The following is a 15,226-nucleotide window of genomic DNA, read 5'->3' as shown; positions in this document are numbered from 1 at the left end:
TCAGGTAGTAACCTCGGCAGCATTTAAACGGTTTTGATTGTTATTATTTGTGATAAAGATCACGCTGGAAAATTGTTACACTACAATGTTACGCATAACGTGATGCGCCTTGTAAATCTGCTCAGCCGCGCCGAAAAAAGGTGAATTCTGCAATGTGGAAGGCGTAGTATCGCGCCATGGAATATGAATCTGGAGTTTTTTCAATGGCCGGGGAAAGTTATATTTTGATGGGCGTTTCGGGTAGCGGTAAATCTTTAATTGGCAGCAAAATTGCTGCAGTATTATCGGCCAAATTCATTGATGGTGACGATCTCCATCCGGCCAAAAATATTGATAAAATGTCTGAAGGTATTCCATTAACCGATGAAGACCGACTACCGTGGTTAGCGCGATTAAATGACGCTTCATACAGTTTATATAAAAAGAATGAGACCGGGTTTATTGTTTGCTCGTCATTAAAAAAACAGTATCGCGATATATTGCGGCAGGGCAGCCCGAATGTGCATTTTTTGTGGCTGGACGGCGATTACGAGACCATTCTGGCGCGCATGCAGCGTCGGGCAGGGCATTTTATGCCGGTGGGATTACTCAAAAGCCAGTTCGATGCGCTGGAGTGCCCGCAGGAGGACGAACGTGATATTGCCCGCATCGACGTGAACCATGACATTGAGCATGTGACGGAACAGTGCCGCCAGGCGGTGCTCGCGTTTCGTAACGGGCAATAAGCTCAGCCCCTTGCGGGACTGAACCTTGCATCAGAAGTCGGCTTTCAGCACCACGCGGTAGCGGGCTTTGCCGTCACGCACGTGCTGGATAGCTTCGTTAATTCGCGACATCGGGTACAGTTCGGTGGTGGGCGACACCTTGCTGCGCCCGGCAAACTTCATCAGCTTGCGTAGTTCGAACGGCGTACCGGTTGCTGAACCGGAGATGCTGCGATCGCCGGCAATTAAGGTGAACGCTGGCACCGGCAGCGGCTTCAGCACCGCGCCGACGGTATGGAAGTTACCGCCGTAAGCCAGCGCTTCAAAATAAGGCTGCCAGTCGAGATCGACGTTAACCGTGTTAATAATGAGATCGAACTGGCCCGCCAGCGCTTTTAGCGCATCCGGATCGCGGCTGTTAACCACCTTATCCGCCCCCATCGCCAGCACTTCCTGCTCTTTCGCCGGATTGGAGCTGAACGCGGTCACTTCGCACCCCATTGCGTGTAACAGCTTAATGGCGATATGCCCCAGGCCGCCGATGCCGATCACCCCAACGCGGCTGGTGGCGGTGATATGGTGCATCAGTAGCGGTTTGAACACCGTGATACCGCCGCACAGCAAGGGACCCGCCGCCGCCAGATCGATGCTCTCCGGCAGCGGGATCACCCACTGCCAGTCTGCCCGCAGCTTCTCGGCAAAGCCACCGCGATTGAGAATAGTGGGAACGGAACCTTCCAGGCAGTTAATCTGATTGCCGTTGATACAGGCGTCGCAGTGCCCGCAGCTGCGCGCCGTCCAGCCAATGCCGACACGCTGACCAACCTTCAGACCTTTATCTTGCGCCGCGCTGCCGAGCGCCGCCACGCGACCAATCACCTCATGCCCGGCCACCAGCGGATACTGAGAGAACCCCCATTCGTTGTCGATCATCGACAAATCGGAATGGCAGATACCGCAGTAATCGACCTGGACTTCCACATCTTCCGGCTTAAGCTCGCCCGCATCATATTCATAGAGTTCGAGTTCGCTGCCCGCCGCTTTTGCGGCGTAGCTTTTTATCATCGACATCGTGTTTCCCTCAGTGTGGTGTTGAACTGGAAGTGTAGAGCATGGGGAAACGGGACGCTTCGCAGAAGGGGGGATTAATAAGGGGACAAACTGTGACGATGGTTGCAGGTGAGAAAGGGAATGCTGAAATTTTCAACACTTAGCGAGTCAGGCACACGCTGGTGCTTGCATGGTGGCGCATGACAGGTATAATCCACAACGTTTTCCGCATCCCTTCCGTGCCGGAGTGGCGAAATCGGTAGACGCAGTTGATTCAAAATCAACCGTAGAAATACGTGCCGGTTCGAGTCCGGCCTTCGGCACCATCGGAACATCAATAGACGTCAACAGACGTCTTTTTTTGTGCCTGAAATCCAGTATTCGCAAGGCTTACCTCGCTTTTTCACTCAACCTAAGTCAACCTGATTCAATCTACATCAACTTACTGATGCGGGTACAACTGCGGGTATATCGCGGTTCGATAATGCTTGTACCCACACAGAACCCTTGAAAGGATACTCATCATGGCTCTGAGTGATGTGAAGGTTCGTTCGGCTAAGCCTGAAGCAAAAGCCTATAAACTGACTGACGGCGACGGTATGGTTTTGCTTGTTCATCCGAACGGCTCAAAATACTGGCGGCTTCGTTATCGCTTTGGCGGTAAAGAGAAGATGCTGGCACTGGGAAAATACCCCGAAGTCTCGCTGGCGGATGCCAGGGCACGTAGGGATGAGGCCCGTAAGCTATTAGCTAACGGCGTGGATCCCAGTGAAAACAAGAAAGCCGTTAAGGTAGAGCAGGAACAAGAAGCGATAACGTTTGAAGTGGTAGCCAGAGAGTGGCACGCCAGCAATCAGAAGTGGTCTGCATCGCATAGCGCTCGTGTATTGAAAAGCCTCGAAGATAATCTCTTTGCTGCCATCGGTAAGCGGAACATTGCTGAATTGAAGACACGGGATCTGCTTGTACCCATCAAAGCCGTCGAGTCATCCGGGCGGCTCGAAGTTGCCGCCCGTTTACAGCAGCGTACTACCGCGATCATGCGCTTTGCTGTGCAGAGCGGTTTAATCGACTACAACCCTGCGCAAGAGATTGCCGGTGCGGTTGCTACGGCGAAAAGACAGCATCGTGCTGCTCTCGAACTGAACCGCATTCCTGAATTACTTCATCGCATTGATCACTACTCTGGCAGGCCGTTAACTAGGTTGGCCGTGGAACTCACTTTGTTAGTTTTCATTCGTTCAAGCGAGCTACGCTTTGCTCGCTGGTCAGAAGTGGATTTCCAAACTGCTATGTGGACGATTCCGGGCGAGCGTGAGCCACTGGAAGGAGTCAAGCATTCTCAGCGTGGTTCGAAGATGCGCACTCCACATCTTGTTCCTTTGTCGCGACAAGCTCTCGCTATCTTGGAAAAGATCAAAAGCATGAATGGGAACCGAGAGCTGATTTTCGTGGGCGATCACGATCCGCGTAAGCCGATGAGTGAGAATACGGTTAACAAGGCTCTGCGAGTGATGGGCTATGACACGAAAACGGAAGTCTGTGGGCATGGATTCAGGACGATGGCGTGTAGCTCATTGATTGAGTCGGGGCTGTGGTCGAGGGATGCGGTGGAGCGGCAGATGAGTCATCAGGAGCGTAGCTCTGTGCGGGCGGCTTACATTCATAAGGCCGAGCATCTGGGGGAGAGGAGGCTAATGTTGCAGTGGTGGGCTGATTATCTTGATGCGAATCGGGAGAAGGGAGTAAGTCCGTTTGATTTTGGGAAACTAGAGTCTACGCGGTAGTAACGGCTGTCTTGAGGATAAATTTCCGCTGAGGATTAGGTACTCTGAGCAAAGCCTGCCGCCTTGCGGTGGCAGGCATATGGCTTAAGTTTTCTATTTTTTTGATACAACCTAGGTAACGCATTGGAACTACTTGATAAAATTTTCTTCGGTTAGAATGAGAGCATCATCCTCTACGGGTACTGTATTTTTTAGGAATAACAATGGCTGTTAATCAGGCGAAAATTTTTGAACATCTCGAACAACTGGTTGAAAACCCTGAGCAAGACGAATTTATCTACGGCTTTTTAACTGCTTTTGAGTTCCCTAAAGCTACCCTAAGTCTCATTCGGCAAGGCGGGGCGCGGAATGTTGCGAAAGTGCCTGGGCACGTTGGGTTAAAAAATAAGCTCTATTACCAACCAGTAGCCGATAGCGGTGATATCGATTCTGCTTTTGAGCAACGTATTGCCGATATGGCTATTGCAAAAAATAAGATCCGTTTTGTGCTGATGACAAATTTTGTTCGTTTTTTAGCCTGGGACACACTTACGAAGGAGCGTCTCGATATTGAGTTTGAAGAGTTACCCCGCAACTACGGTTTTTTCTTACCGCTGGTCGGGCTGGAGAAGGCTATTCTCAATAGTGAAAACCCGGCTGATGTGAAAGCCGCTGAAAAAATGGGAAAACTATTTGATCTTATCAAGGAGCGTAATGATTTAAGCAAAGCAGAAGATATCCACGCGCTTAATGTTTTCCTCACTCGTTTGTTGTTTTGCTTTTTTGCCGAAGATACTGGCATCTTTGAAAAAGGTCAGTTTACTTCCGCAGTTAAGAGTTATACCGCTGAGGATGGCAGCGATTTAGATCAGTTCCTAACGTACCTCTTTACGGTGATGAATAGCAAACTGGATAGTCCATCACGACAATCACTTCCCATTCATTTAACTGCATTTCCTTATGTTAATGGTGGCTTATTCGCCAGCGATGAGCCTGTTCCAGAGTTGGGGTTGAAGGGCAGACGTATCTTACTTGAATGCAGTGCAATGGACTGGAGTGAGATTAATCCTGACATTTTCGGTAGCATGTTCCAGGCTGTGATTGATGTAGAGCAGCGTAGTCGATTAGGCCAGCATTACACCTCCTACAGCAACATAATGAATGTAATACAACCACTATTTCTTGACCCACTGCGTACGGAGCTGGAAAAACAACGCTCAAATACGAATGGCCTTAAACGGTTACTTCTTCGTCTGGGGAAAATGAAGGTTTTTGATCCTGCCTGCGGTTCAGGAAACTTTTTGATTGTTGCCTATAAAGAACTGCGTCTTTTGGAGATGGATGTTATCCAAGCTCTCTTGCAGTGTGACCCACAGTCTATTTTTATGAGCGGTATTCATCTCGACCAGTTCTATGGCATTGAGATTGATGATTTTGCTTGTGAGATAGCACGTTTATCTCTCTGGCTTGCCGAACATCAGTTAAATAAACAGTGGGAAGAACACATTGGTTCAGCACCACCAGCATTACCGTTGCGTTCATCAGGTAAAATTTGGAGCGGTAACAGCCTGAAAATTGATTGGCAGACAGTATGTCCAAAGAATGTTGATGAAGAAGTTTATGTGATTGGTAACCCACCGTTTTTAGGAACAACTGGACGTTCAGATGAACAACGTGCTGATATGCAGGCTGTATTTAGTGGTTTTAAATCATTGGGTTATCTGGATTTTGTTGCTTGTTGGTTTTGGAAAGGGGCGCAGTACATTCAGAACAGCCGTGCCGAGCTGGCTTTGGTAGCTACCAACTCTCTCTGCCAAGGCGAGCAGGTAGCAACGCTTTGGCCTGCCATATTCGGGCTAGGACTGAGTATTCATATTGCTTACCCCACTTTTACATGGGCAAATAATGCTCGCGATAAAGCGGCGGTACATGTAGTTATTGTTGGTTTATCAGGTAGAAGTAAAGCTCGTCAACTATTTCAAAGAATTGATGGTCAATGGCACAATAAACAAGTAAGCAATATTAGCCCCTATTTAGTAGAGGGAAGTAATGTTGCTGTAGTGGCGCAAACTAAACCGCTGGTAGAGGGTGTTCCAACATTGTTATTTGGTAACAAACCTACTGATGGTGGTAATTTGCTGCTGGACCGAACTGAGCGTGATGCTTTGCTCGAAAAAGAACCAAAAGCGGCATGTTGGATTAAAAAAGTTTTAGGGGCAGATGAATTCCTGAATGGCAAAGAACGTTGGTGTTTGTGGTTGGTCGATGCCACACAAAATGACTTTCAGCAAATGCCCGAAGTTCACAAACGTATTGAAAAAATTCGATCGCTACGAATCAAAGCAGGGCACCCGGCAGCCCTTAAAATGGCTGAGAAGCCACACCTATTTATGCAGGTTAGCCAACCAAAAACTGGCGATTACATTCTGATACCGGGAGTCTCATCAGAGCGTAGAACTTACATTCCCATAGGCTTCTATGATTCCAATGTAATCTCAACCAATGCAAACTATATTCTTCCCAACGGGACCCTATACGAGTTTGCTATTCTAACTTCATTAATGCATAACGACTGGATGCGACAGGTCGCAGGACGTTTGAAAAGCGATTATCGTTATTCGGCAAAAGTGGTTTACAACACCTTCCCGTGGCCTAAGACGAACGATGCGCAGCGCAAATCTATTATTGCGCTGGCAAAAACTGTGCTATTGACGCGTGAGAATTATCCCGAAAACACGCTGGCGGAGTTATATGATCCACTTAAGATGCCAACTGATCTTTTTGAGGCTCATCAGGCGTTAGATAAGGCCGTTGATCGTCTTTACCGTGACAAACCATTCAGGGACTCCACTGAGCGTTTGAGTTGCCTGTTAGAGCGCTACGAAGCGCTGACTAAAGCATAAGGGGTCGCTCTGGCAGCCAGGGCATACAGAGGATTGCATTGTGGAAAATATTTTACAGGTGACTTACGGGCAAACTGGGCAAAGTGCGAGTCTAAATGAGTTTGGTATGCGGGAAATGCAGGCTCGAGCCTTTGAGCAGCGCAATAGCTCTTATCTACTTATCAAAGCTCCGCCAGCGTCTGGTAAATCAAGAGCATTGATGTTTCTTGCCTTGGATAAACTTGTTTATCAGGGTTTACGCAAAGCTATTGTCGCGGTCCCTGAAATGTCTATCGGAGGTTCGTTTAAAGATACTGAACTTACGAAGCACGGTTTCTTTGCTGACTGGAAAGTAAAACCTGAAAATAATCTGTGCATTGGCGGTGGAGAGGCTGGGAAGGTTGAAGCTTTTAAACGATTTATGGCGAGTCCTGACGACATTCTGGTCTGTACTCATGCCAGCCTGCGTTTTGCTTTCGATAAGCTGAATGTTGAATTGTTTAATGACTGCCTGGTTGCAATTGATGAGTTCCATCATGTCTCCGCGGATGAAAACAACCGTTTGGGCAATCTGATTGATGCTCTGATGAAAGGTTCTAATGCACATATTGTTGCAATGACTGGTTCTTACTTCCGAGGGGATACCGTACCCATTTTGCAGCCCGAAGATGAAGCTCAGTTCACGAAAGTGACCTATACCTACTACGAACAGCTCAATGGATACCATTATTTAAAATCTTTAGGCATTGGCTACCATTTTTATCAGGGTTCATACATCAAGGCACTACCTTCAGTGCTGGATGCTAGCAAAAAAACCATCATCCATATTCCCAATGTTAATTCCGGCGAATCAACAAAAGATAAACATGCTGAGGTTGATGCCATCTTGGATGCGCTGGGGGAGGTGAAGCTGCAAGAGCCAGATACGGGTATCTATCGAGTGAAACGCAAAAGCGATGGTAAGTTATTACGTGTAGCGAATCTGGTTGATGATAACCCGGCAGAAAGACCGAAAGTACAGGCGTATCTGCGTAATATCCACTCTGCCGACGATATGGATATCATTATTGCGTTAGGTATGGCGAAAGAGGGGTTTGACTGGCCTTTCTGTGAGCATGTGCTGACCATTGGTTATCGCAGCTCGATGACAGAGATTGTGCAAATAATTGGGCGTGCGACACGCGATTGTGAAGGCAAAACTCACGCACAGTTTACTAACCTTATTGCTCAGCCTGATGCTCAAGATGATGACGTTAAAGTATCAGTAAACAACATGCTTAAAGCCATCACTACCTCGTTGTTGATGGAGCAGATCATGGCTCCAAATATTCAATTTAAACCACGATCTCAATGGGCTGGCGAGCCGTTACCTGCTAATACGGTTCTGGTTGATGATCATGCATTACCGGTATCAGACAAGGTTCTAACAATCCTTAACGGCGGTAAAAACGAGATCCTGGCGGCGCTAATGGCGAATGAGCAGGTGGTTAAAGAGGCTATTACCGAGTCAACACCGCCTGAGGTAATTACTCAAGTAGTGTTACCATCGGTGATACAAACGCTTCACCCTGACCTGACTGAATACGAGCTAGAACAGGTTCGCAGCGGTATTTTGCAGAGTCTTTTTGTAGGCCAATGTGGTGGGTTAGTTGATGAAGCCGATTTGCCGTCGGATGCCATCATTGATTACAGCCAAGGTCAGCGTTCCGGCAATTCGAATGATTCATTAAACGTAAACAATCAGTTTATAAAAATGGGTGATAAATTCATCAATATTGAGAACTTGAATATTGACTTAATTGATGCGGTAAATCCTTTCCACGGTGCTTATGAGATTCTATCAAAATCAGTTACCGCGACAATGCTAAAAACTATACAGGAAGCAGTCAGAGCTAATCAGGCACAGGTATCTGAGGAGGAGGCGGTAATGCTCTGGCCAAGAATTAAAGCGTTTGCCAGTGAGCATAAAAGGGAGCCATCGCTGAATGCCAGTGACGCAATAGAGGTTCGTTATGCAGAAGCGTTAGCTTACATCCGAAAAATGAAACAACAGCGTACTGTGCGACAGGAACCGTAACTTATGCTCAGACTTTCACCTCTTCAAGTTCGTCAAAAAGTGACAATTGATGACATTTTTTCTGAACCAGACGATCTTGGCTTACTCGTAGTCGAACCACTAAAAATATATTCCCCTACAGGTAATCTGCCTGTAAGCAGATTAGAAGAAATTAATGCATTTTATGTGGTTCATGGGCGTCCACCTCTACCCGATTCGGAGGAATTTAAGGAAACGTTGCTAGCACAGCGTTTGAGGGCTCTCAAGGATAACAAACAATATCGCGAGATGCTGCAGCCATTTGATATTCATGGCTTACTAGCAGGTGAAAATAACGAGAATACCCTTGAATCATCTGTATCATTCTCAGTTCCTCCCGTCGAGGTTGATAGGTCGGAGTTGGTCACCTCTCTGGACGATATCTTTGCTGATGACGATGATGGATTGCTCTCATTTGCTGAGCCCGATATTTTCACGTTAAAACATGTTCCGGTTGAAAAGAAAACACAGCCTGACGAAATTGCCAAACGACAGCCGTGCCCTGATTTTTATCGATTTTCCCCACTGTTTGAGACAGTCCAAAATGGTCTGAAAACGGGGGCGTTTTCATTTGTTCGCTTCCGCCATGAGTTAAAAATTCATGAAGGTGATTTTTTTATTCTCAATGGGCTAATGGGCTATGTAGATAAAGTTGGTGAGCGATTGGAGGAATATGGACCTTGGAATGCCCGTGTGCATTTGGTGTTTGAAAACGGAACTGAGATGAATATGCTTTTCCTCTCGCTTACGCATGGTCTGGTACGAGATACAGAAGGTCGTAAAGTTGTCTTGAATGGACAGTCAATACGTCCTGATGAAGCACCGGTTCCTACAGGATATGTCTATGTCCTCGCCACGCATAGCGACCAGCCAGCTCTTCAACGTTTTAAACCTGATTTGTATAAAATTGGCTTTACTGAAGGAACTATCGAAGAGCGCATCAAACACGCTGAAAAAGATAAAACATTCCTTGAAGCACCCATTCGTATAGTCATGACTACGCAATGCTTCAATATCAATACTCACAAATTTGAAACGCTTATTCACGGTTTTTTAGGTAAGCAACGGCTCAATATCACGCTACGGGGGGTGGATGGACAAATTTATCATCCTCGCGAATGGTTTCATGCGCCTTTAGCGACTGTGCTCTCTGTGATCAAGTACATTCTTGACGGTACAATTTCGCAATACCGGATGGACAATACGACAGGGAAGATTGTGGCGAAGAAAGATACTGGTCATTCGTGAAACTGGTGGTAACCAGTTGCCAAATGATTCGAGCATTCCAATTCTGTATAAGTTATTTATACATAACAAGATTTGCTCCAAGCTATATAAGCTGACACTACCCTAGGAATTGTAGCGTCAGCCTTCATCGGCAATTTCAGCGCAGCATCAGTTATTTAAGGTTTGCGAGTGAACAAATTGACAACATTTGATTTCTCATCCTCTCTTACTGCAGGTGTCAGACTATTCTTGAGTTTAATTTTTGAATTAATATCAAGTAATGGTTTATCTGCTAAATATCCGCGTGGAAGAGAAAGAATATCTTCGGCATCAACACGGGACATGCTTAAAGTTTCAAGTAAGGTTGATTTAGAGAATGTGTTTGTTTCAAACAACAAATTGATACATCGAGGCAGCAATCTCACTGACTCTGGTTTGCGAAGATCATCAAGTGGTTCGCCTTTTCTCCAGCCTCGAGCAGAAACGCTTTTATATAGGCGCTGGTATTCTAGCGGAGAAATGAGTTCCAATGATTTAGCTCTATGAATCATGGATTGAGCAGACATTCCCCAACGAGTTTTCAATGAAATAAAGTTCTCAAGCGTTGGAAACGGAGGTAATTCTACCGAAAATGCTTCCTCTGGTAACATCAAACATGCTGCAAATTTATGTGCTTGCTCCTCAATTGGTTTAAAATTGACAGAATCAAGCCTTTCGACATATCTGTGCAGTACGACGTGTCCAAGCTCATGTGCAGCGTCAAAACGACTTCTGTAATAATTATCTTTGTCACTGGCAAGAATAATGTAAGGACGACTCTCTGACTCATTCCATTGAGAATATCCATCCATCATTGCGCTTCCCTGTTCAAAACGAGAACATACAACTCCGGCATTTTCAATAATCAAAAGCAAATCGGTAATAGGGGCTATACCTAATCCCCACTGCTGACGGCATTTTGCAGCCATCAATTCGATCATTTCATCATCAATTGCACGGTAATCTGTAACCTCTAAATGAGGAACATCTACTTCAGGATAATCAAGGTATTCCTGTAAAGTTGCAGAAACCTCCTGCAACCACCCCATGTAACGCTCAGAAGCATTGCACAAATCTTTCGCTGTGTTTGCCATAGTTCTGAAGAAAACTGGATTGTTCTCTTTTTTCACCGTTGGTTTGATAAACCATGTGACAGGACAGTTCAGAACCTGTCCCAAGATCGCAATGACTTCTGCATCAGGAGAATGACTGCCATTCTCCCATTTCGTAATCGTAGAGGGGGAACGGTCAACCAAACGACCCAAATTAATTTTAGATAATCCTCGAGCTTCACGAAGCTGAGTTAACCTTTCCGGCTGAAATCCCGTTATTCCCACTCTCATAATTTCACCACGTTAGCCTTCCTGTTCTTTCAGGCGTTTCTTCAGCTGTGGAATAACCTTGTCTGGTATGACTACAGCTTGTTCAGTATGGTAAAGCTCAAGCAGCTCGCTTACTGAACGGTTAAAGTGATACCCCTTCATATTTGTAAAGGGAACGACAATCCTTAGGTCCAGCATGTTATCTTGCGAATGACCGTGAGGTGGGTTGATATTTAAAACCAACATTCCTAGAGTGCCAACTCCACCTTCTGATTGATCACGTTCGCTAAATAAATCTGGCGTATATCCTTCAAAACTCTCGTTTAATTCTGCTAATAAAGAACGATGTTTTGCACCTCGAATGCACTTTTCATCATAGTTCAGCCCGATTCGACTAATCTTCACTCCTGCAGAGTTCACTATGATGTAGCTCTCACCTTTAGGTGTCGTGTCCACGTCACAACAAACAATACCCGAGCTTTCTGCAGCTCTTCGAAAAGCTGCATTCAGTACATAATGTCGTGCTTGAGGGCGAAAGCGTGATTGTTCTGGCTCACCTAGTTTTGCGATGCTTCCCATTGTAAGCGCATTTGCAGCCACGTATGCGGTATGGAGTTCTTCTTGGATGTTAAGCCAGAATTCTCGCTGAAAGGCATTTACGATCAGTCCGCTAATGTCCTTTTGTACGTCATCTTTACTCATTTAGATACCCTGATTGCGTTAAGCAGATTTAATCATAGTTTTTTTTCGTTTTGACGGCAAGAAGAGATCATCTCTATGAGGTGCCTGAAATATTCGTAGTAAGAATGAGCCTTAGATACTTGGGCACAGGGACGTTGCTTTCGCTCGCAATAGTGAATGTTTAGCTACGTGATTTTGGGTATGTTGCGTTAGGCTTCATCTGTAGGGTAGCTGCTGCAATATGAACGAAACAGGCGTACGATTATGCTTAATATTCAAACCATTCGTTATGACGTCTCGCCGACCAACTTGCCAGGATTTTCATGAGAAAGATTAAAAGACTCAACGCTGACATCCCAGACGATTTAAAACCGGCTCGTATTGTTCAAGAAGAAAGCGAGTTGAGAAAATATTTTCTCCAGTCACCTAAATTGCGTAGTCACAGCCGTCCTCCCATTAATAAAGAAATTTTTTATTCTGAAAGCGTTTGGTCTGCATTGCAGAAAACCTTCCATAGCCGCTGTGCTTGGTGTGAAACCCATGTTGCGTCACATGATGGGGAAATTGTCCATTTTCGCCCTCTCAGTAACGCAAAAGGGCTAAAGGAAGAGGAAAGTCTGGATTCTTACGGTTGGTTGGCATATGTGTGGGACAATCTTTTTTTGTCGTGCTCAGGGTGTAATCGTGTGCGTCGTAATTACTTCCCTGTTGGGTCCGCACGAGCTCCAGTTCTTTCGACGTGGAGAGGTGCAAACATTCTAGAAACGGTATTTTTGATTAACCCCTGTCTGGATGACCCCATTCGGCACCTGTCGCTCAATCGTGATGGGACACTGGTGGCCTTAACAGATAAGGGGCAGCACACCCTCATGCTTTTTGATCTCAACCGAACTGACCTGATTTTTTCCCGAAAAAAACAAATCAATCATGTCCATTCCTTCTTCTCCGGAAGGGAAGGTTCTGTCGATGAATTCCAAAAATTTTATTTAAGTGATGATTGCCCTCAGGGTATAGTAAATTTGATCATAGCTATGTTTATGAAGGAGCATGTTGGGGGGAGACCATGCCGTTCCACAAACCAAGTCGAATCCTTTATCAACGACAGCGTGAAACTTGGGTACTTTTCATTTGATAACAATGCGGATACCCCAGTAGAGATATTTGAGGAAATTGAGCAGCTGAGTTACAGGGATGTTGAATATGACAAATTTGCCAGCATCTTAGATTATGAAAGTCAGGCCTCTCGTCATCTGGAAAAAATCGATATTCATCATTTTAAAGGCCTTGGTCACTTCACCCTGAATCTGAAACACAGTGAGTCAAAATCTCTTGCCCCTTGTATGATGCTACTAGGAGAAAATGCGACAGGCAAAAGTTCAATTCTTCAATCTATTGCACTAGCAATGATGACCGCAGCTCAGCGTAAAAAACTGAACCTGCTCTATGACGACTTTATTGCCCGGGACAATGGTGAGTGGACTGTAGATCATATTCAACCTGCTGAGATTAGTCTTACATTTAATGATGGTACGAGTAGCATGTTTCGTATCGATGAAAATTTCAATGCCATCGGGGAAGGTGTTAGCAACATTGTTTTTCTGGCATATGGGGCAAGACGCTTTGTGAAACCACTTAAGCAAGGAGGCCTAAGAAATAGTATTATAAGCAATACGTTATTCAATCCAGTTGCTCTGTTGTCAAATCCAACCGGATGGTTACAAGAATGTGATGATGACGTATTTCTATCAGTTGCTAGGGCAATGAAGGAGATCCTTGCTCTAAAACAGGATGATATCATTTTCCGCAATGACCAAAGACATATCATGGTCCGTGCGCACAAGCGTAACACACCGCTTGAAAATATGAGTGATGGCTACAAAGCTTTGTTTTATGTGGCTATCGACATTATGCGTCATATGCTTAAGCGTTGGGACAACCTGGAATATGCTTCCGGAATTGTCATAATTGATGAAATTGAAACACATCTGCATCCACGGTGGAAAATGCAGGTGGTGAGCGCTTTCCGGCGAGCAATGCCAGGAATCCAGTTCATATTTACGACCCACGACCCTCTATGTTTGCGAGGAATGTTTGATGGTGAAGTGCATGTGTTAAAACGTGATGAAATGCACTTAATCACCGAGGAAGACGATCTGCCTAGGTTTCAGGGATTGAGAACGGAACAACTTCTAACATCTGAGTATTTTGGTCTTCTAACACCTAATGATCCGGATCTTGAACGGAGGCTAGAAGATATTGCCGGACAAGAGGGAGACCATCAGGCGGAATATATTCGTCAGGTAGAACAGGAACTCAGTGAAATGACTGTGCTTGGCACGACTCTGAGCCAGCGTGTAGTCCATGAGGCATTAGCGCGATATTTGATTTCCGTAACGCGAAAGCAGCCTGAAGCCAAAGATATTAAAGAGGATGCCATCAGAGCTATCCTTAACGTCCTGGTTCAAAAAGGTTATTGATCATGATTAAAATTGATCGTTCAGCCGAGCCGGTACCGACCTCACTAACTATGGCGGGTAATGTTGTTGATAATGAACGTAGTGCCGCGCAAAGCTATTACACAGCTGTACCAGCTCCTAGTAAAACTTATAAATTTAAGCGATATAAAGAAGATGATATCGTCGAAGCTTTAGAACGCCTTTTTCATGGGAAATGTGCCTATTGTGAGAGTAAATACATTGGCACCCAGAAAATGGATGTTGAGCATTACCGCCCCAAAGGAAAAGTAAATGAAAGTCAGACACACCCAGGCTACTGGTGGCTAGCTCTTGATTGGGATAATTTATTGCCCTCGTGCACAGACTGCAATCGACGTCGCGGACAGAAGATCGCTGTTTTAGAGGCAGATGGTACTATTGTTTTTACCGATTCGATGGAAAATGCTGGTAAGGAATGTGCCTTTCCTGTTTCCGGTCCCTACCGGGCGTGGAATAGCCAAGATAACCTCGCCCTTGAAGTCCCTCTATTGATCAACCCCTGCCAACATGATCCTGATGACCATCTTAGTTGGCATATCAGTAATACGAAGGCGCCGATCCTATTGGCAAAATTATTGGGGGCACAGCCGGATCAGAAGGGTGTAAGTAGTATTGAAATCATGGGGTTAAATAGATTTGGACTGGTGAATGAGCGGGCAGCAGTGTTACAACAGATTGAAGTTCAAGTAAAAAATATTTACCAGCTGATAGACATTACAGCGATTATGCCAGCCTGTGAAGCGAGGGATCGCTGCCTAATAAAGATTGGGCAGGATATCGATGAGTTGCATGCCTGCTATAAACCTAATCGGCAGTATGCCTCAATGGTGAAATCCTACATCGAACCGCATATGAAAACGCTAAAGCGATATCTTGTTGGGTTGTTGCCATGATTTAATCGATGTAGCCGTTTTCCCTGTAATGATCCACCATCCACATAGCTAGTTCCCTCAAAAAACAGCGTG

At 45.5% G+C, this 15,226-nt stretch carries 10 protein-coding genes and 1 tRNA gene; 8 read left to right on the top strand and 3 right to left on the bottom strand.

The genetic code is table 11. The annotated features are described in order from the left end of the window. The first annotated feature begins 203 nt into the window (after positions 1-203). On the top strand, positions 204-725 hold the full coding sequence (gene idnK / locus HV243_RS21720; protein WP_047358547.1) for a gluconokinase: 522 nt from the start codon (positions 204-206) through the stop codon (positions 723-725). A 30-nt stretch (positions 726-755) separates the two neighbouring features. Here idnK and HV243_RS21715 read toward each other — a convergent pair whose 3' ends face one another. After that, positions 756-1,775 carry an NAD(P)-dependent alcohol dehydrogenase gene (locus HV243_RS21715; protein WP_053388731.1) on the bottom strand — a complete coding sequence of 340 codons (1,020 nt, stop codon included), beginning with the start codon at positions 1,773-1,775 and terminating at the stop codon, positions 756-758. Between the two features lie 220 nt (positions 1,776-1,995). On the opposite strand from HV243_RS21715, the gene HV243_RS21710 reads away from it, so the two are divergent. The 5 genes from HV243_RS21710 (at position 1,996) to HV243_RS21690 (ending at position 9,745) form a co-directional block, all read left to right on the top strand. Beyond that, positions 1,996-2,080 (top strand) — tRNA-Leu (locus tag HV243_RS21710). Between the two features lie 198 nt (positions 2,081-2,278). Beyond that, complete coding sequence (locus HV243_RS21705) at positions 2,279-3,541, top strand: integrase arm-type DNA-binding domain-containing protein (protein ID WP_181603892.1); 1,263 nt, start codon at positions 2,279-2,281, stop codon at positions 3,539-3,541. A gap of 203 nt (positions 3,542-3,744) precedes the next feature. Then, positions 3,745-6,423, top strand: a complete 2,679-nt coding sequence (locus tag HV243_RS21700; protein WP_181603891.1) for a DNA methyltransferase — start codon at positions 3,745-3,747, stop codon at positions 6,421-6,423. Between the two features lie 40 nt (positions 6,424-6,463). After that, entirely contained in the window at positions 6,464-8,479 is a 2,016-nt protein-coding gene (locus tag HV243_RS21695; RefSeq protein WP_220132202.1) for a DEAD/DEAH box helicase, read from the top strand. A gap of 3 nt (positions 8,480-8,482) precedes the next feature. Further along, complete coding sequence (locus HV243_RS21690) at positions 8,483-9,745, top strand: GIY-YIG nuclease family protein (RefSeq protein WP_181603890.1); 1,263 nt, start codon at positions 8,483-8,485, stop codon at positions 9,743-9,745. A gap of 155 nt (positions 9,746-9,900) precedes the next feature. Here HV243_RS21690 and HV243_RS21685 read toward each other — a convergent pair whose 3' ends face one another. Both HV243_RS21685 and HV243_RS21680 read right to left on the bottom strand, forming a co-directional pair. Then, complete coding sequence (locus HV243_RS21685) at positions 9,901-11,106, bottom strand: XRE family transcriptional regulator (RefSeq protein ID WP_181603889.1); 1,206 nt, start codon at positions 11,104-11,106, stop codon at positions 9,901-9,903. 12 nt (positions 11,107-11,118) lie between these two features. After that, positions 11,119-11,787 (bottom strand): hypothetical protein, encoded by a 669-nt coding sequence (locus HV243_RS21680; RefSeq protein ID WP_181603888.1) that lies wholly within the window; start codon positions 11,785-11,787, stop codon positions 11,119-11,121. 302 nt (positions 11,788-12,089) lie between these two features. Here HV243_RS21680 and HV243_RS21675 point away from each other — a divergent pair, with 302 nt between their 5' ends. After that, entirely contained in the window at positions 12,090-14,243 is a 2,154-nt protein-coding gene (locus HV243_RS21675; RefSeq protein WP_181603887.1) for an AAA family ATPase, read from the top strand. A gap of 2 nt (positions 14,244-14,245) precedes the next feature. Further along, on the top strand, positions 14,246-15,154 hold the full coding sequence (locus HV243_RS21670) for a hypothetical protein (protein ID WP_181603886.1): 909 nt from the start codon (positions 14,246-14,248) through the stop codon (positions 15,152-15,154). Positions 15,155-15,226: the final 72 nt, after the last annotated feature.

Source organism: Citrobacter sp. RHBSTW-00599 (assembly GCF_013784065.1).
GTDB lineage: Bacteria > Pseudomonadota > Gammaproteobacteria > Enterobacterales > Enterobacteriaceae > Citrobacter > Citrobacter braakii.
The sequence above is the reverse complement of the archived record's forward strand: the minus strand, read 5'-3'. Positions and strand labels throughout refer to the sequence as shown.

What these genes read in the sequence shown, in the direction of transcription:
- idnK (WP_047358547.1), top strand. Translation starts at nt 204, where the DNA reads ATGGCCGGGGAAAGTTATATTTTGATGGGCGTTTCGGGTAGCGGTAAA.
- HV243_RS21715 (WP_053388731.1), bottom strand. Translation starts at nt 1,775, where the DNA reads ATGTCGATGATAAAAAGCTACGCCGCAAAAGCGGCGGGCAGCGAACTC.
- HV243_RS21705 (WP_181603892.1), top strand. Translation starts at nt 2,279, where the DNA reads ATGGCTCTGAGTGATGTGAAGGTTCGTTCGGCTAAGCCTGAAGCAAAA.
- HV243_RS21700 (WP_181603891.1), top strand. Translation starts at nt 3,745, where the DNA reads ATGGCTGTTAATCAGGCGAAAATTTTTGAACATCTCGAACAACTGGTT.
- HV243_RS21690 (WP_181603890.1), top strand. Translation starts at nt 8,483, where the DNA reads ATGCTCAGACTTTCACCTCTTCAAGTTCGTCAAAAAGTGACAATTGAT.
- HV243_RS21685 (WP_181603889.1), bottom strand. Translation starts at nt 11,106, where the DNA reads ATGAGAGTGGGAATAACGGGATTTCAGCCGGAAAGGTTAACTCAGCTT.
- HV243_RS21680 (WP_181603888.1), bottom strand. Translation starts at nt 11,787, where the DNA reads ATGAGTAAAGATGACGTACAAAAGGACATTAGCGGACTGATCGTAAAT.
- HV243_RS21675 (WP_181603887.1), top strand. Translation starts at nt 12,090, where the DNA reads ATGAGAAAGATTAAAAGACTCAACGCTGACATCCCAGACGATTTAAAA.
- HV243_RS21670 (WP_181603886.1), top strand. Translation starts at nt 14,246, where the DNA reads ATGATTAAAATTGATCGTTCAGCCGAGCCGGTACCGACCTCACTAACT.